The sequence below is a fragment of the Bacteroidota bacterium genome (genome assembly GCA_040388375.1).
GTDB lineage: Bacteria > Bacteroidota > Bacteroidia > UKL13-3 > UKL13-3 > JAAFJM01.
On sequence record JAZKBU010000014.1, the window covers coordinates 1 to 15,478 of the forward strand.

24 protein-coding genes are annotated in these 15,478 nt (G+C 31.5%); 12 read left to right on the plus strand and 12 right to left on the minus strand.

Annotated features, from left to right (window positions below):
- From V4538_15460 to V4538_15510, 11 genes are all read right to left on the minus strand, one after another.
- Nucleotides 1-424: hypothetical protein (locus V4538_15460; protein ID MES2382444.1), on the minus strand; the 424-nt coding region annotated here is incomplete at its 3' end.
- A 206-nt stretch (nt 425-630) separates the two neighbouring features.
- Nucleotides 631-1,131 carry a siphovirus Gp157 family protein gene (locus tag V4538_15465; protein ID MES2382445.1) on the minus strand — a complete coding sequence of 167 codons (501 nt, stop codon included), beginning with the start codon at nt 1,129-1,131 and terminating at the stop codon, nt 631-633.
- Nucleotides 1,115-1,846, minus strand: coding sequence for a hypothetical protein (locus V4538_15470; protein ID MES2382446.1), 732 nt, complete (start codon nt 1,844-1,846; stop codon nt 1,115-1,117). Before V4538_15470 ends, V4538_15465 begins: the two co-directional genes overlap by 17 nt.
- A 63-nt stretch (nt 1,847-1,909) precedes the next feature.
- On the minus strand, nt 1,910-2,311 hold the full coding sequence (locus V4538_15475) for a hypothetical protein (GenBank protein MES2382447.1): 402 nt from the start codon (nt 2,309-2,311) through the stop codon (nt 1,910-1,912).
- 46 nt (nt 2,312-2,357) lie between these two features.
- Nucleotides 2,358-2,720, minus strand: coding sequence for a hypothetical protein (locus tag V4538_15480; protein ID MES2382448.1), 363 nt, complete (start codon nt 2,718-2,720; stop codon nt 2,358-2,360).
- 163 nt (nt 2,721-2,883) lie between these two features.
- Nucleotides 2,884-3,765 (minus strand): NUMOD4 domain-containing protein, encoded by an 882-nt coding sequence (locus V4538_15485; GenBank protein MES2382449.1) that lies wholly within the window; start codon nt 3,763-3,765, stop codon nt 2,884-2,886.
- A 15-nt stretch (nt 3,766-3,780) separates the two neighbouring features.
- Nucleotides 3,781-3,993, minus strand: coding sequence for a hypothetical protein (locus tag V4538_15490; GenBank protein ID MES2382450.1), 213 nt, complete (start codon nt 3,991-3,993; stop codon nt 3,781-3,783).
- An 11-nt stretch (nt 3,994-4,004) separates the two neighbouring features.
- The gene (locus V4538_15495; GenBank protein ID MES2382451.1) at nt 4,005-4,352 is read right to left on the minus strand and encodes a hypothetical protein; all 348 of its coding nucleotides are present in this window, start codon (nt 4,350-4,352) and stop codon (nt 4,005-4,007) included.
- 23 nt (nt 4,353-4,375) lie between these two features.
- The gene (locus V4538_15500; GenBank protein ID MES2382452.1) at nt 4,376-4,555 is read right to left on the minus strand and encodes a hypothetical protein; all 180 of its coding nucleotides are present in this window, start codon (nt 4,553-4,555) and stop codon (nt 4,376-4,378) included.
- The gene (locus tag V4538_15505; GenBank protein MES2382453.1) at nt 4,555-4,794 is read right to left on the minus strand and encodes a hypothetical protein; all 240 of its coding nucleotides are present in this window, start codon (nt 4,792-4,794) and stop codon (nt 4,555-4,557) included. Before V4538_15505 ends, V4538_15500 begins: the two co-directional genes overlap by 1 nt.
- On the minus strand, nt 4,794-4,970 hold the full coding sequence (locus V4538_15510) for a hypothetical protein (GenBank protein MES2382454.1): 177 nt from the start codon (nt 4,968-4,970) through the stop codon (nt 4,794-4,796). The genes V4538_15505 and V4538_15510 overlap by 1 nt, the downstream gene beginning before the upstream one ends.
- Before the next feature lie 313 nt (nt 4,971-5,283).
- On the opposite strand from V4538_15510, the gene V4538_15515 reads away from it, so the two are divergent.
- The 5 genes from V4538_15515 (at nt 5,284) to V4538_15535 (ending at nt 8,762) form a co-directional block, all read left to right on the plus strand.
- Nucleotides 5,284-5,787, plus strand: a complete 504-nt coding sequence (locus V4538_15515) for a terminase small subunit (GenBank protein MES2382455.1) — start codon at nt 5,284-5,286, stop codon at nt 5,785-5,787.
- Nucleotides 5,787-7,250, plus strand: coding sequence for a hypothetical protein (locus V4538_15520; GenBank protein ID MES2382456.1), 1,464 nt, complete (start codon nt 5,787-5,789; stop codon nt 7,248-7,250). Before V4538_15515 ends, V4538_15520 begins: the two co-directional genes overlap by 1 nt.
- 150 nt (nt 7,251-7,400) lie before the next feature.
- Nucleotides 7,401-7,853, plus strand: coding sequence for an HNH endonuclease signature motif containing protein (locus V4538_15525; protein MES2382457.1), 453 nt, complete (start codon nt 7,401-7,403; stop codon nt 7,851-7,853).
- A 7-nt stretch (nt 7,854-7,860) separates the two neighbouring features.
- The gene (locus tag V4538_15530; GenBank protein ID MES2382458.1) at nt 7,861-8,304 is read left to right on the plus strand and encodes a hypothetical protein; all 444 of its coding nucleotides are present in this window, start codon (nt 7,861-7,863) and stop codon (nt 8,302-8,304) included.
- A 290-nt stretch (nt 8,305-8,594) separates the two neighbouring features.
- The gene (locus tag V4538_15535; protein MES2382459.1) at nt 8,595-8,762 is read left to right on the plus strand and encodes a hypothetical protein; all 168 of its coding nucleotides are present in this window, start codon (nt 8,595-8,597) and stop codon (nt 8,760-8,762) included.
- Between the two features lie 56 nt (nt 8,763-8,818).
- Here the strand turns inward: V4538_15535 and V4538_15540 are convergent, their stop codons facing one another.
- A complete protein-coding gene (locus tag V4538_15540) occupies nt 8,819-10,057 on the minus strand; it encodes a phage portal protein (GenBank protein MES2382460.1) in 1,239 nt (412 codons plus the stop codon).
- A 202-nt stretch (nt 10,058-10,259) separates the two neighbouring features.
- Between V4538_15540 and V4538_15545 the strand changes: the two genes are divergently transcribed.
- From V4538_15545 to V4538_15575, 7 genes are all read left to right on the plus strand, one after another.
- Entirely contained in the window at nt 10,260-11,069 is an 810-nt protein-coding gene (locus V4538_15545) for a hypothetical protein (GenBank protein ID MES2382461.1), read from the plus strand.
- 14 nt (nt 11,070-11,083) lie between these two features.
- Nucleotides 11,084-12,520 carry a phage major capsid protein gene (locus V4538_15550; protein MES2382462.1) on the plus strand — a complete coding sequence of 479 codons (1,437 nt, stop codon included), beginning with the start codon at nt 11,084-11,086 and terminating at the stop codon, nt 12,518-12,520.
- A gap of 51 nt (nt 12,521-12,571) precedes the next feature.
- Entirely contained in the window at nt 12,572-12,760 is a 189-nt protein-coding gene (locus V4538_15555; GenBank protein ID MES2382463.1) for a hypothetical protein, read from the plus strand.
- Nucleotides 12,760-13,524, plus strand: a complete 765-nt coding sequence (locus V4538_15560; GenBank protein ID MES2382464.1) for a hypothetical protein — start codon at nt 12,760-12,762, stop codon at nt 13,522-13,524. Before V4538_15555 ends, V4538_15560 begins: the two co-directional genes overlap by 1 nt.
- Before the next feature lie 92 nt (nt 13,525-13,616).
- Nucleotides 13,617-14,000, plus strand: coding sequence for an HNH endonuclease (locus V4538_15565; protein ID MES2382465.1), 384 nt, complete (start codon nt 13,617-13,619; stop codon nt 13,998-14,000).
- Nucleotides 14,001-14,011: 11 nt separating this feature from the next.
- The gene (locus V4538_15570) at nt 14,012-14,527 is read left to right on the plus strand and encodes a hypothetical protein (GenBank protein MES2382466.1); all 516 of its coding nucleotides are present in this window, start codon (nt 14,012-14,014) and stop codon (nt 14,525-14,527) included.
- Entirely contained in the window at nt 14,527-15,471 is a 945-nt protein-coding gene (locus tag V4538_15575; protein MES2382467.1) for a hypothetical protein, read from the plus strand. Before V4538_15570 ends, V4538_15575 begins: the two co-directional genes overlap by 1 nt.
- The last annotated feature ends 7 nt before the right edge of the window (nt 15,472-15,478 follow it).

A 15,478-nucleotide genomic window follows, 5' to 3' on the forward strand; every position in this document is an offset into this window, starting at 1 on the left:
AATTCCAAGAGCCCGAATTCCTATAGCCCGAATTACTATCGCCCGAATTCCTATCGCCCGAATTACTATCGCCCGAATTCCTATCGCCCGAATTACTATCGCCCGAATTACTATCGCCCGAATTCCTATAGCCCGAATTACTATCGCCCGAATTCCTATAGCCCGAATTAACCAATCCTGTATTTTCTTTACCGGTATTAGCAATACCAGATTTAATATATAAATCCTGGTCAAATCCTAAAAAGTATTCGTTTGAAATTACTTTATGATTTATGCACCATTGCAAATTATCATAAATACACAAAAGCAATTCAGCTTCATCTTTTACTGTTTTAACTCTACGAAAAGCACTACACGAATCACCCGTATGATTTGATGCTAATTCGATTATTTTGTTTTTTAAATCTTCAAATGTTTGTTTCATCTTGTTTATTTATTTTTTTAGTTTATTAATTTTATTTACTTCCCTACATACAACCCTCTCAATCCTATCGACTAAGCCCTGATTATTTGGTATTAACGATTGAATGGTAACGGTTAAACTAAGTTCTTCGTGTTTATAGTCGACGTCAATTGTTATTGTGGAGGTTAGGGGTGTTTGAGTATGTAATGAATTTGTTTTAAGCACGCTTATTTTATTTGAATGTTTTTGTTATAACTGATAGTGGCACCAACAACAGTTCCACCATCTTTTATAGTGTTTTTTATCTTTACTTTGTCGGCCGTTACCGTTGTTTTAGTAACCTTATAGGCATCATTCAATAAACTTAAATCTTCAATTTCTATACTTTCAGATTTTCTAAAGTTGATTTTTATTAAAGGCGTTTCGAGTTGTTCAATTTCAAAAACCTGCATAGCAGTTGAAAGATTAGTTTTAAGTCTATCAATTGCATTGGTGCGAGATTTTTTAAAGTTATTCAATCGTTCAATTTCAAAATCAATCGCTTTGTTTTCAGCCTCTAAATCTTTAATAATAAAACCATAACAAACACCTTTTGTTTGCAATTGATCTTTGTTTATTTTTATTTCAGTTTCGAGTTCAGGGGTTAATTCACCACCGTTTTCGATTAATGATTCTACTATTTGTAGATACTCGTTTTGGATATTGTAAAGACTAACTTTCATTTTCATTATTATTACTGGTAAAGTGCATTTTAATCTCAGCACATAAATTGATTATTGTTTTGTCTTTCTTAACGTCTTTGTCGAGTGATTTATATTTATCTGTCATTTCTTCAATTGAACTACTGTCAGATAAAAGTTGTTCAGCATCTTTGATACGCTCATCAAGTGTTTTGAATATTTCGGGAACGATTGGAGTAACGTCAACATGAGTGGTTTCGATAGTTTTATTTGGCTCATTAAAATCCATTTCTTCAGGAGTGTAAACGGGACCACTAAACACATCGGGACAATACCACTTAACGCCATTTGAAACCGCACGAGCAAATAACATATTACGAGGGAATTTATCAATATTTTTAGTTAAGGCTTTTTTAGCATCATCAATTGTAAAAGTGCTATTACCTAATTTTTCTTTACCCTGGTAAAAATCTAATGAGCAAATAGTATCATCTTGCTTAATTACTTTGTAATCGTACTTACCACTACCTTTAACTCTACTAGCAATAACGCCAGCGCCAATAGTAACTTTGCCTTGTATAATATGAATGCCCGACATTGATTGAAAAGGCGGTATTCCTATTTCCTGACCGGCTTGTATTTTTACAAATGCCTGAGCCGCTTGTTTTGTATCGGCAAACATTCCGCTTTCAGCAAAAACTTTTGCCATGTTCATAACGTCGTTGGTTGACATTTGATGAATTGTTGTTAGTTGTTGTTCCATTTTTTCTTTATATTTGTTTTGGTTTATAATTAGGCTCGGTCAGTTTGATCGGGCTTTTTTTAATTATAGTGATTTAAATAAAACCGTTAATAGTTCATTAAGTTCTTCGGTTCTTTTAGTAACTGTTTGAGAATTAGTTAACATATTTCCAATAAACCCTTCTTCAACTTTAACACCGAAATCTTTTGAAATAATGGACTGCCCCGTTAGTTGACAAATCCTTTCTGTAATAGAATTATTTAAATTATATAAATTCTCATTTGATTTTAATAGTTCGCTATTAATAGAATTTAGGTTTACTTCTGAATTGCCTTGCTTACAATCTGGCTTAACAGTGGAGTTTAATTTTTCCATTAATTCCTGGTTAACAACTCTTTGAAAATTTAATTCAGATACGAGTTTTTTAATAGAATCATTTACTTTTTTAGTAGGGGTTTTGCCGACTGCTTTTTTAGTTGTTTTCATACTCTTTATTGACTTTACCTATTCAGTCGAGGTTTTAGGTTAATTGTTAACTTGTTAATTGTTTGTAAATCATTTTTTGTTCATCTACTATTTGATTCTTTTTATCGGGATGAATTAGTTTATACTCGTCAGATCCTATTAGGCTTAATAAACCGTTGTAATAAATAGTAGCTTTGTCTTTGTCGAATATCCCATCTTTATTAAATGTAGTAATCTGCTCATTTAATTTCCAATATGCAAACGCTTCAATTATGCTAGCGAACTTTTTACTTGAACATTCTAAACGACCAGATAATAAATTTGTTATAACTCCGGGATAAGTATATCCCATTCTTTTAGCTATAAATCTATACGCTTCTAACGGTACATCTTTATATAATTGTGATATTTCCGATTTACTTGGTTTCATCTCTTATTATTTTGTCTGGTTAAACTTCCTTGATAGCTACTAATAACTCGTTTCAACCTATCAACTTCATTTTGTAGTCTTGTGTTTTGAGCCAGTAAACTTTCTTTGTTGTTAGCTACGAATACTGATTTTGAAAAGACTTTGGTTAGTTGGAGTTGTTTCATTAGGCTTTGGTTATTTTGAGGTTGTTGTCTTTAAACCATTGTTTGTAAAACTTATCAGGATCGGTACTTGAACAATTACAATAGTCGTTTCTCATATCGCTAATCCAATCCTCAGTAGTTTTCTCTTTAGGAATAATCGTAGCCCATTTGCCGTCTTGAAATACGCTATATCCACTAGCTAACAATTTATTACAATATGAAACATAATGAAAAGTTTCATAACACAAAACACTATTATCTCCATTAGTAGGAATAAATCTAACACCTTGTACAAAACCCCTCTTAATAGCCTCTTTAGTTAAAGCCTCTTTTACTTCTGATTCGGTGGCTAAACGATTCATACAGTTTATATGATGAAATGCAAAGCTTTCAGAATCATTTGAAATGTGTTTACATTTAATTGTGCCTCCATGCAATTTAGTTACCTCAAAAATTAAAACTAATTCTCCAGTATTGTGAAACCAAAATTGATTTTCTTTAAATAAATCCAATTTATAATCAAAACTTTTTTTAGTGTTTTCTTGTTTAGTTATAATTTGAAGATTACTTAATTTGTTGTTTGTTCTATCTTCATCAATATGGTCAACACACATAAAATCACTTCTATTTGTATGTGATAAAAAAGATTCAGAAACTAAATGATGAACTAAATGAGTTTTTTTTAATCCGAGTGCAGAAAGTCTAACTTTAAAATAACCTTGTGGGTTTAAGCTTTGAGACAACACGCATCCAAAAATTTGTTTTTTAAATTCAGGATTTCTACTATGAGAAACTTCTCTGCTTAAACTTCTAACATTTCCTAAATTAGAAACCTCATAAAATCCAAGGTAATTGTATACTGGTAGCCATAATTCGTTAATCAATTTTTCTGTGTTTTCCATTTTGTTTTGTTTTAATTATTGTTTTAAATTCATATTATCAATTAAACTTTGATTGGCAGTATTCAAATGATCTACTTTATTCTGCAATTCTTTACGTTGCTCAATGACTACGAATAGGCAGATACATAATATAAATACTATTGACATTGATGCCATCATAATCCACTGGTATAAATTACGCTCGTTAATCACATCTTCAATCGGTTGGTTAAGTAGTTGGGATTTCATAGGGTTATGGTTTAAGGGTTAAATGTTTCTAAAGTTTCTTCTATCATTTCACTAAAACAAGTTCCTCCATTATAAAACGAAGTAACATAACTAATACTTCCATCTTCATTTTTATTTAATTCACAAAAGGCATCACCTGAATCGTGCGGCTCTGTATCTTCTGCGTAGTATAATTCTCCTTTAAATACAAAATATTTATCGTAAAAATTATCTTTTAAAATATCAAACAAAGATTCTTCTAAATCATGGTAATCTATTTTTTCATTGTTTAATATTCTAATGATAACCATTTCAATTGTATCATCATCTAATTTTTCAACTTTCTTTAATATTCCAATATGCAATTCATTATCACTCATCTCGTTTTAGTTTTAAGTTATTATTAATCTTCTATTTCTATTTGGCCGGAGCCGTGACATTTAGGGCAATCTATTTTATGAGTATCTAAAAGCGTATCTGACCACCAATTGTTATAGATCCAACCATCGCCTTCGCAAAACTCACACTCAGTGTATTTAACCTCCTTGTCATCGGGCGGTTGTAAGTTTGGACTCTCGTACATTATCTTATTGATATAGTTATTAATGTTAAAATTGATGCCAACGCTATTGATGATGTAAACATAAGTAATCCTATTAGTAGCCAATATCTGTTATAGCGTTTTACAATTTCGATAGAGGTTTCTTTAACATTAAATGGTTTTTCTAAATTCAAACTCATTCCAAATACTAAAGAATCGTTTTCATCTGTTACATATAGTTTTGATGGGCTATCGTGTTTTAATGTTTCGGGTATATTCATTATTTCGCTAATTTTAAAGATTTATAATAACTTTCAATCGCCAATACTGTTTTACGAGTTCCATATTTTAATTTGAATGCTAGCGTAATTGTTGGCCTGCTAATTTTACTTTGTTTAGATATGGCAACCAAATCCCCACGCTCTTTTTTTAATAATGTTTTTTCTGATATTTTCATATAATTTAGTTTTAATGTAAAGCAAATGTAAAGTTTATTTCAATACGAAATGTAAAATTTTTGTAAAGTCAATGATAAAAAACATAACTCATTGAAAATCAAATGTAAAATCTTATATCGTTTCATGCCCAATATCATTTACTTTTGCAAATTGAGTAAAGTCAATTAATAATATCACTTTTTATTGTGATTGTTTGGGTAGGATTTGTTATATTTGTGTTGAATGAAATCATTTGAGATTCTTTATATCGAACCGATTATAGAACGAATTGAAAGTGAATCTAGATTTTATATAATATTTTGTAATTAAGTTATGGCTGCAACAAAAGGCAATAAATGGTGGATGCTTCGTGCAAAACACGGTAGAGATAAATTATTTAAAACTTCCGATCTATTGTGGGATGCTGCATTGGAGTATTTTAACCATACAGATAGTCGTAAATGGACTAAAAAAGATTGGGTAGGTAAAGATGCGCACGAAGTAGAAAGGGAAACGGAAACGCCATATACTATTAGCGGATTGTGTCTTTATTTGGATTGCTCCCGTAGTTTTTTTGCAGAATTTAAGAAGGCTTTGAATGAAAAAAACGACAAAGAGTCAAAAGATTTTTTGTTAGTCATTACACGTATAGAGAATATTATTTTCACTCAAAAGATTGAGGGAGCTGCTGTTGGGGCTTTTAATGCAAATATTGTGGCTATGGAATTAGGATTAAAGCAACAAACCGAAACAACTACAACCGCTATTAACTACAACGCCGAACTTTCAAAAGACGAAATAAAAGCTATTTCTAAGGGCTTGGATGAAAAATATTAATGACTCCAGAATACATAAAAGAACTTAAGATAGCAAAATATCGCTGCCTAACCTCAACACTATTTTTTTCCCGGTACTTCTTTAAAAAACGATTCAGTCGTAAATTTGTCTTAAATAAACATCATGTAATTATTTGTGATGTACTGGATCGGGTTATTAAAGGTGAATTAAAAAAAGTAATTTTCAACATAGCTCCCAGGTACAGTAAAACTGAAATAGCAGTTAAAAACTTTATCGCAAATGGACTTGGAGTAAATCCATCGGCCAGGTTTATCCATTTATCTTATTCGGATGATTTAGCACTCGATAATAGTGATGAGGTCAGAGAATTAGTAAAGAGTCCTGAATATCAGGAAATGTTTCCGAAGGTAAAAGTAAAGCCAAATTCTGACAGCAAAAAGAAATGGTACACAACTGAAAGCGGCGGTGTTTACGCTACAAGCGCAGCCGGTCAAGTAACGGGTTTTGGAGCCGGTAAAGTTGATGATGAAGATTCTGAAGATTTAGATAATTGGTTAGTTGGTAGTGACGGCCAATTATTTGGCGGCGCTTTAATTATTGATGATCCAATTAAGCCAGATGATGCAGATAGCGAATTAATAAGGGAACGCGTAAACGAAAAATATACAAGTACTTTAAAAAACCGTGTAAATAGTAGGAATACGCCAATAATTATTATCATGCAGCGATTACATGATAACGATTTATCTGGTTATTTAATGGCGAATGAACCGGGCGAATGGACTGTAATAAGTTTGCCTTGTATTGAAAATTATGGTTTAGAAAATGAATGTGCTTTATGGGAATTTAAACACACGTTAACTGAATTAAAAGCAATGGAGAAAGTGGCAGAAAAAGCCAATAGTCCATCGTTTTTAAGACAGTATATGCAAAACCCACAACCATTAAAGGGCTTTATGTTTCCTTCAAATATGTTGAGGTATTATAAGCCGATTGACACCATAACAGCTAAATTTGAAACAAGTATAGGTTATGCGGATATAGCAGACGAAGGCGAAGATAATTTAAGCGCGCCAATCGGCAGGAATATTGGTAAAGATATTTATATTACTGATGTTGTTTTTCGTAGAGATAATACAACTATTACGCTGCCATTGGTTGCCGATATGATTAAGCGAAATAGAACTACTTACATGCGAGTTGAAAGTAATAACATGGGCGCAATGTTTAACCGGGATTTAACTAAATTGGTACCAAATACAAAATGTGTGCCAGCTCATTCAAGTACCAATAAATTTACCCGTATTTTTAACGATGCAGGATTTATAATTAACAATTGTGTATTTATCCATCCCGACTATCAAAGTGAGGAATATAAAACGTTTATGAAGGAATTAACGAGTTATTTATCTAATGGCAAAACTAAGCGAGACGATGCCCCTGATAGTATGAGTGGTTTAGTGATGTTTATTCGTGCAATGTTGCCAAAGTATTATATTTAATTCCTATATTTTGCTTGTTAGTTAAAATTATATTCGTATATTGCAACGCTTATTCGATTATGAAAAACTTAAAATCCCATTTTTTACAATGCCAATTGCTAACACTTAGCTGTCGGATAAGCCTTTGTAATTAATGGGTATTTTTATTTAATGAAAGTTATAAAATCAGAAACTATATTCTACACATCAATTCAAATAAAACAAATAGTTGAATATAAAATAAGAAGTAAGGTAAATACGGCAAATAGAAGGTTTCAAGAGTCAAGAATAAGTATACATGATATAATTGTTTTATTAGAGAAATATAAGTTTAGGTGTATTTACTGTGATGATGTTTTAAAACCTAATACATGGCAATTAGATCATTTTTATTCGAAAGCAACAGGAGGAAGAAATAAGCATGATAATTTAGCGCCATCCTGTAAATGGTGTAATATGATGAAGGGAGCGTTGGATGGTTATGCTTTTATAAATAAGTGTAAATTGGTATCAGAAAATAACTTTTTTAAGAAAATATTAAATCAAGACGTATTTAATCATAAAGAAAAAACAGAAAAACAATTAATTGACATGGAAAAAAGATATAATAAAATTTACAAATAATTTAATTATGATAAGCTCAAACGAATTAAGGATAGGGAATATCGTTTTAGGGAGCGCTAAAATTATCTCTAGAGATTTAATACAAATTAATACAGAAGCTATTAAAACACCATTTGTATTGAGTAAAATACCGCTTGGAATACTGTTTAAAGACAGTAAATGCGAAAAGTATTTTGATCCAATCCCATTAACCGAATCAATATTATTGCAAATAGGAACTAAAAGCAAGCAATTTTCGTCATATGAAAATGAATATAAATGGATTATTGAATTAAACAATCAACAAGCATTAGTGGCTTGTAATAACGATAATTCAATAAGTTTTTATTCAGAGGGCGCAATTTATGGTCATTGTGTAGTAATCAAATATTTACATGATTTACAAAATCAATATTATTTTAATAACGAAAAAACAGAACTACCAATAAACATTAATACTTTGAAGATATGATTTTGTGGATAAAAGAAAAATTAAGCGATTTATTGTTTTTCGGCGAAATGGTATTAACTATAATTAGCGCATTAATGTTAGTCGGAATAGTAATCGCTTTTATTTACGCTATAATATTGGGCGTTCCTGTAGCTATTTTTATTTGGTTATGCGATTCACTAGCAAAGATGTTTTAAAATGAGTAAAATGGTAATCATAGCAATAATATTAAAGATAGTTTTATTGACTACTTTATTGGTTGCATCAGGTTATTTTATAGCAAGAATTATTAAATTTTTAATTAAGTTTTTATGAATAACGAATTTGAATGCCGGTTTACTTTTGATTTAAAGCCATACGCTGAGCCAATTTATGAAGTATTTAGCGATGGTAGTAGGATTCCGATTAACTTCGAATTATCAAAAGAGGCTTATAGTGACAACGAAGAAAATATAATTAAGTTTGATAATGTCAAATAAATTTAAACTCGATTTATTAAGCCTTTTAATTTCAATAATAGCTTTAATTATCGCTATTATTCTTTGATTTTACCAAACTGATTCTCTAATCTTTGTTTTGCCTCGGCTGGCAATATAATCAATCCGTCAACTAACACTTTTAATGCAGCGCTTACACTCGCAAACGTAGCCGCCTCAGCAACTTTATCCGGTTGTAAATATGGTAAATGGGTGTAATCTAAAATTAACCGTTTGCCTTTAGGAATACTGAAATCTTTATCAGAAGTTAATTTCTGACATAATCCATCGGCATACGGCACAACCGTGTCGTTATGAGTTTGCAATAACCCGCTTTTTAAATTCTCATAAGTAGAATTAATAAATAGATTCACATTAACTCCAAATGCGCTTAATATCCGGGAAAAATTATCTGTTATTTGCTCTCTTAATTGTAATTTATCAGTAGGATAGCTAAAAGGCGACCAACTAACTTTATTTGAAGTGATTAATATTTTACTTTGACCTTCCTCAACTCCATGTATTTGGCGGTGCAATCTTTCAGCCTCTATTTTTTCTTCAGGAGTAGTTGGTAATTCACCCATTGAATCTTTACTCGGTTCTTTACTTAGCGCTCCAATAGCTCCCTTTTCGCCACTAATCGAGTTAAGATATTGATAAGCTACGTCCGTATTTGATATCGGCCACTTCAAAGATTTTAACTTTGATTTACCTACTAATGGGCTATTTGCATCACCTATTTTAGACCAGATAATAACATTTGTATCAATGTTTCGTGTTTTATTATCTTCGTCAAGTTCATAATGTTTAATAATCCCTGACAATTCAACTTGATCGTAAATCTTACCGGTTAATACTGGCTTTAAACTTGACGGATCAATATTAAATAAAGCCTTTGGAACACTAAGTAAATCACTTGGTTTGTTTTTATAAATAAATTGATTGCCGTGCAATTGCAACTGAACAGCGTATTGTTTAAGCCATTCGTTTTGAGATTGTAATATATTAGGCTGTTTTAATAGTATTTCTAATTCTTTTGGCAACGATTCTTTAACCAAAGTCTTTTCATCTTCAAGCATAAACACACCATTTGAAAGCATTGAAGCCACTTTATCAATAGGGATATTTACTTCAGATAGCGAATTGTAAACCTCGTATGGAACCTGGGTATTTATGTATAAAGAACCTTTATTTACCTGGCTATAATTCTCGTTAAACCAGTTTTTCCATCTGTTTTTTTTACCAAACAGCCTCGAAAAACTATTAGAAATCTGACTTAAAAGGCTATTTTCGTTCATTAGATTTTAGTATTTATTGCAAATATAAAAATATTTATTAGAAATGTTTGCATATATCACAAATACGATTTATATTTGACCAAAGTTTTTGCGATAAATACGTAACACTTTATAAAATGGCAACTAAATTAACTGCATCTGAAATTAAAAAATTGAAGTCTGTTAAGGCTATCAAGGTTACTACACAGGAGGTGGTTAACAAATGATAGATAAATCTAAGTTCGCCAATAAGCAAGATTTAATTAAGCATGTTGTTGCTAATAAATCAGAATTAACCTCACTAAAAAAATCAGTAACAAAATTTTCAGATTGTATTTTACATGATGATACTTTTAAAATTGAGGCAAATAAAGTTATTTCTAATTTTTCAAGTGATGACCTGGTAAATGGAATTATCAAACGTACAATTGTAGGTAACACTTATGGATGGATGGATTCACATGATGACGTTCATATTAAAGGTATTTTTACTAAATCTATTTCTGAAAATAAAGACAGTCAATTTCATTTGCATGATCATTTATATCAATTAGCCGCAAAAGTTGGTACTCCCATTAAAATCTATGAGCAAAATATAAATGTTACTGATTTAGGTTTAAATAAAATAGGTTTTGCAACTTGTTTACTAATGGATACCGAGATCAAGAAGTCATACAATGCTATGATTTTTGAAGAGTATTTGACTAAGCAAATTAATCAGCATTCGGTAGGAATGGTATACGTAAAATTATATTTATGTGTAAATGATGCTGAATATAAAGAAGAGTTTGCGAACTGGAATACTTACAAAGGCTCTGTTATTAATTTAGATAAAGCTGAAGAAAATGGTTATTTCTGGGCAGTTACAGAGGCTAAGTTAAAAGAAATTAGCTGCGTATTATTGGGTAGTAACGAGCTTACGCCTACATTAAATGGAAAATCTGAGCCGCTAACAAGCACTCATAAAAATAACGAGCCGGATAAAGCCACTCAACAAAAGCAAAAATTATCAATCAATCAATCAATTTACTAACAAAAACAACTATAATGAAAAAGAACCCTAACATTCGTTTTAAAGATGTAAAACGTCACAACAAAATCAAATTAAACGGCTATTTTGCCTTATCAATCGTATTTGCGATATTATGTGTAGGTATTTATAATGCTGATTTTTCTAACATTCAAATATCTGATGCCGCTGGTGTTTCTATGGCAATTTTACCGGTATTTATGGTAGGGACTACATTTAAAGAATTAACTGGAGCTGATTTAGTAACGTTTAAAGCAGAGGCAACGGCTGAGCAATTAGGTGAATACTACGAAGCCTTAAATAAATTCAATCGTAATAAATTAGAAGAGTTAATTAAAGCTAATGCTTCAAAAGAAGATATTGATAAATTAATTGAAGCCTTAAAAGGAACTCCTGATGAGAATTTACAGAAAATGAAGGATGAAGTTGTTCGTATCGCAACTGAGTTAAAGGCCCTTAAAGAAAACGGAATCACTCTATCTAAAGACGCCACTTCTCAAATTAAGGCATGGACAAAAGAAAACGAAAATGCCATTAAACAAATTAGATCAGGACAAAAGGCAGGATTAACGCCAATGGTTATTAAGTTAAATAGCCCTATGACTCCTTCAAATACCTATAACGGATCAGCTTATTTACCTCAACCAGAGTTTCAGTCAGAAGTAAATGAAATCGTTAGAGTTCAGCCAACTTTTTGGGATTACATCAAAAAAGGCCGCACTATGTCTGCAGCTTATGTTTGGGTTAATAAAAAGAATCCTGAAGGAGCTGCAGGATTTATTGCACCAGGCGTTATTAAGCCAGGTATATCTTTTGAAATTGCAACAGAAATATCTAATGCAAAAAAAATTGCAGTATCTGAAAAATGTTCTACGGAATTATTAGAAGATATTGCTGGTATGCAATCTTGGATTGAACAAGAATTGACATACCAATTGAAGCAAGAAATGAATAGTAAATTAATGACCGGTACAGTTTCTTCAACGGTTCCGGCTGGTATTCAAACTATTTCAACAACATATTCACTAACAACTGTAAAAACTACTAATCCTAATAACTGGGATGCGATTAGAGCTTCAGTAGCTCAATTACGTTCTGGGAATTTACAAGGAACAGTAACGGCTTTTGTGAATCCAATTGATAACGCTAACATGGCTTTAACAAAAGCACAATCGCAAGGTCAATTATTTGTACCAGGTGATTCAGGTGCTGTTATTGTTGAAGATAACAATGTACCAGTTGGATATGTTCAAATTGCTTTATTAGATTATTACAAAGTTTTAATCTATAAAGATTTAACATTAACTTTTGGTTTAGATGGCGAAGATTTTTCTCACAATTTAATTACCGGTATTGCTGAAATGCGTATTCACCAATTCTTTAGCGAGAATCACACAGGAGCGTTTATTTACGATACTTTTGCGAATATCAAAACTGCAATTAACCAAGCATAATTTAATAAACTCCCTTCTTAATTGAGGGGAGTTTTAAATAAAACCAAATCAATGAAAGTTATTATAACAAAACAAGGAGCTGCATTAGAGTGCAACCATTGGACAGAAGGACAAGAAATAGATTGTCATGAAAATGTAGGTAATCATTTCATTGATCAAGGTTATGCGGTTATGCCAGGTGATGAAGTTGAAGTTAAAAAAGAAGATGAAGTTAAACAACCTAAAACAAAAAAGAAATAATGAAAAAAATATTAGCAATATCGTGTATTTTATCGTTTGGCTTAAATGCTCAATCGGTTAGTACAATGATAAAAAGCGCTGTTACTATGACAAATAGCACGGCAACGACGGCAACATTACAAACGATTGTAGCGCATCAAAATGTTTGCTTACAGGCAGTAGTAACTAAATCAACTGGTACAATTGCGGGAACTGTTACCGTGGCAGGATCAATTGATGGGACAAATTACATAACTTTTGGCGATTCAGCTTATTTAGCTGACGTTACAACTAATACTCATTTATGGGCATTAACCAACAACGATTATTTGTATTATAAAATGACTTTTTTAGGAACTGGCACAATGGTAGCTACTCCTGTTGGAAAAGTTTATACAAATGGATCGGGAAGTAACCATTATGTAACAAATATGCTTAGTCCGTTTAGTGCAGTAAAAGATACGACTGACAATACAAGTACGAGCTATGTTAGTCTTGAAGTAACTAAATGGTATGATGATATTGCAATTCAATCAGTAGTTACTAAAATATCAGGAACAGTTGCTGGCACAGTAACGTTACAAGGTTCATTAGATGGAACAAATTACAATACGGTTAATTCGTCTTATGCAAACGTAACGAGCTATGTGCCAACAAACGTTACAGCTAATACTAAAATATTTGTTGTAACAGGTTCACCTTATCGTTATTATAGATTAAGTTATGCCGGTGCTGGTACAATGTCAGCATCACATAGAGGTTATGTATTGCCAAATAAAAAGTAATTAAATATTGCGCCTTGGAGAAGAGGTATCTCGCTAGACTCATTATCTAGAGGTGACTGGGTCGGTACCAGTAGGCGCTACAAAGAAATACAATGTATAAAAAAGTTAGAATAGATAAATACACAACAATTGATGAGCATAGAAACATTATGCAAAATCATTTAGGTAGAAAACTTTCTTTTAATGAAATAGTGCGTCATAAGGATAACGATAAAAGTAATAACGATTTATCTAATTTAGAGGTAATTACAAGGGCTAATCACATAAGGCACCATATAAAAAATGGAGATATGCCATATGTTCCAATGTCAAAAGAAAAAAGAGTAAGGGCAAATTATAAATTAACAAAACTAAAACCGTGTGAAGTAATTTACATAAAATATAGTGATAAAAAGCCTAAAGAGTTGATGCAAGAATTTAATATATCAAAATTCTGTGTAAGCAGAATAAGATTAAATAAAAGTTTTGCAAATTAAGAAAAACGTAAATGGGAAAGATAGTTAAAACGACTGATTTTATTGGTAAATATTCAATAAGTCAAAATCAATTTAACGAAACCGATTTGCAAGCGTTCATTGACAAATATGAGAAAGTCTACTTAAGAGATTTGCTAGGTTTAGTACTTGGTGATTTGTTTTATGCTGATATTGCTATAACTACTTTTGTAGAGCCAGTAAATCCTATCTATAAAACGTTATTTAATCCAATTGCTGAAGTAATTAATAATTGCGAAGTTATTAGTGATGGTGTAAAAGAAATGCTTTTAGGCTTTATTTATTGGGAATTTGTAAGATCGCAGTCAGTTGCAAATGTTTTATCTGGAAATGTTACTCAGGAAAATGAAACAAGTGTACAAGCCGATTGGAATCAGACAGAAATTTACAACAACTACAATGAAGCCGTAAAAAGCTACCGAGCTATTCAAATTTACATTAATAACAACAACTCTGTTTATCCTGATTTTAACGGCAAAATGAAAAGTTTTGCACATTGGTGTAACTAATGAGTTTAAAGCAGATATACAATAAGTTAAAGCCAGTAGTTGCATTGATTGATAAGTCAGTTACTTGTCAAACATTGGTTACAAATACTGATGGTACATTTACATTTACTTCAAACTACACTAATTATGCGGTGGCCGGATATACAATCACGATTGGATTATCTGATTACCTAATTACAAATGTAGAATGTAACGAAACAATAACGGTTAGTGGTGCAGGTTTGCCAACTCAATTAACTTTTGATTTATACCCTATCTTTTTTAAGCATGGTAGTATAAAAGTAGTTGCCGGGGAATTAAATAAAACACCTCACTTTACTAACAAATTGCCGTTAATATTTTTACACGAAGTAGCTGATGAAAGTTTGCATTTTGATAGCTTAGATTCAATTAATATTGATGCTGATTGTCGGTTATATTTTTTAACTCCATGCGATTTTAAAAATTGGGATCAGGAAAGTACAGATACTTTAGCAACACAACCGATGCGAAATTTAGCAAAGGAATTTGTTAAAGTTGTTGCCGATAATCAATACATAGCGCAATTAACAGGAACAGGAAGCGTAAAAAACTATTCAAAATTTGGAGCATATACTGATAATGGAGTTGCTAAAAATTACTTCAATGAATCATTAAGTGGCGTAGGTTTAAAAATAACAATACCGTTTTTAAAAACATGTGAGTGTTGTGGTATTTCAGATTTAGATACAAGGCCTGCGCCAGGATATGTTTACGATATGCTTGGAAATGTTTTAGCAGTTCTTTACAGTAATCAAACATACACAACCGGAACACCATGTGCGCCAGTAACAATACAAAACATTGAAACTTTAGTAACAATAACAACCGTTAATAGCGGTGGAACTTACCAAGTAGAACAACTTACTCATATTACAGATACAATTACAAACAATACAGTAACAATAATAGACCCAATAATTTAACCTTTTA

Bases quoted from the DNA above. Each gene is read 5' to 3' on its own strand.
- V4538_15465 (MES2382445.1), bottom strand. From the start codon at position 1,131: ATGAAAATGAAAGTTAGTCTTTACAATATCCAAAACGAGTATCTACAA.
- V4538_15470 (MES2382446.1), bottom strand. From the start codon at position 1,846: ATGGAACAACAACTAACAACAATTCATCAAATGTCAACCAACGACGTT.
- V4538_15475 (MES2382447.1), bottom strand. From the start codon at position 2,311: ATGAAAACAACTAAAAAAGCAGTCGGCAAAACCCCTACTAAAAAAGTA.
- V4538_15480 (MES2382448.1), bottom strand. From the start codon at position 2,720: ATGAAACCAAGTAAATCGGAAATATCACAATTATATAAAGATGTACCG.
- V4538_15485 (MES2382449.1), bottom strand. From the start codon at position 3,765: ATGGAAAACACAGAAAAATTGATTAACGAATTATGGCTACCAGTATAC.
- V4538_15490 (MES2382450.1), bottom strand. From the start codon at position 3,993: ATGAAATCCCAACTACTTAACCAACCGATTGAAGATGTGATTAACGAG.
- V4538_15495 (MES2382451.1), bottom strand. From the start codon at position 4,352: ATGAGTGATAATGAATTGCATATTGGAATATTAAAGAAAGTTGAAAAA.
- V4538_15500 (MES2382452.1), bottom strand. From the start codon at position 4,555: ATGTACGAGAGTCCAAACTTACAACCGCCCGATGACAAGGAGGTTAAA.
- V4538_15505 (MES2382453.1), bottom strand. From the start codon at position 4,794: ATGAATATACCCGAAACATTAAAACACGATAGCCCATCAAAACTATAT.
- V4538_15510 (MES2382454.1), bottom strand. From the start codon at position 4,970: ATGAAAATATCAGAAAAAACATTATTAAAAAAAGAGCGTGGGGATTTG.
- V4538_15515 (MES2382455.1), top strand. From the start codon at position 5,284: ATGGCTGCAACAAAAGGCAATAAATGGTGGATGCTTCGTGCAAAACAC.
- V4538_15520 (MES2382456.1), top strand. From the start codon at position 5,787: ATGACTCCAGAATACATAAAAGAACTTAAGATAGCAAAATATCGCTGC.
- V4538_15525 (MES2382457.1), top strand. From the start codon at position 7,401: ATGAAAGTTATAAAATCAGAAACTATATTCTACACATCAATTCAAATA.
- V4538_15530 (MES2382458.1), top strand. From the start codon at position 7,861: ATGATAAGCTCAAACGAATTAAGGATAGGGAATATCGTTTTAGGGAGC.
- V4538_15535 (MES2382459.1), top strand. From the start codon at position 8,595: ATGAATAACGAATTTGAATGCCGGTTTACTTTTGATTTAAAGCCATAC.
- V4538_15540 (MES2382460.1), bottom strand. From the start codon at position 10,057: ATGAACGAAAATAGCCTTTTAAGTCAGATTTCTAATAGTTTTTCGAGG.
- V4538_15545 (MES2382461.1), top strand. From the start codon at position 10,260: ATGATAGATAAATCTAAGTTCGCCAATAAGCAAGATTTAATTAAGCAT.
- V4538_15550 (MES2382462.1), top strand. From the start codon at position 11,084: ATGAAAAAGAACCCTAACATTCGTTTTAAAGATGTAAAACGTCACAAC.
- V4538_15555 (MES2382463.1), top strand. From the start codon at position 12,572: ATGAAAGTTATTATAACAAAACAAGGAGCTGCATTAGAGTGCAACCAT.
- V4538_15560 (MES2382464.1), top strand. From the start codon at position 12,760: ATGAAAAAAATATTAGCAATATCGTGTATTTTATCGTTTGGCTTAAAT.
- V4538_15565 (MES2382465.1), top strand. From the start codon at position 13,617: ATGTATAAAAAAGTTAGAATAGATAAATACACAACAATTGATGAGCAT.
- V4538_15570 (MES2382466.1), top strand. From the start codon at position 14,012: ATGGGAAAGATAGTTAAAACGACTGATTTTATTGGTAAATATTCAATA.
- V4538_15575 (MES2382467.1), top strand. From the start codon at position 14,527: ATGAGTTTAAAGCAGATATACAATAAGTTAAAGCCAGTAGTTGCATTG.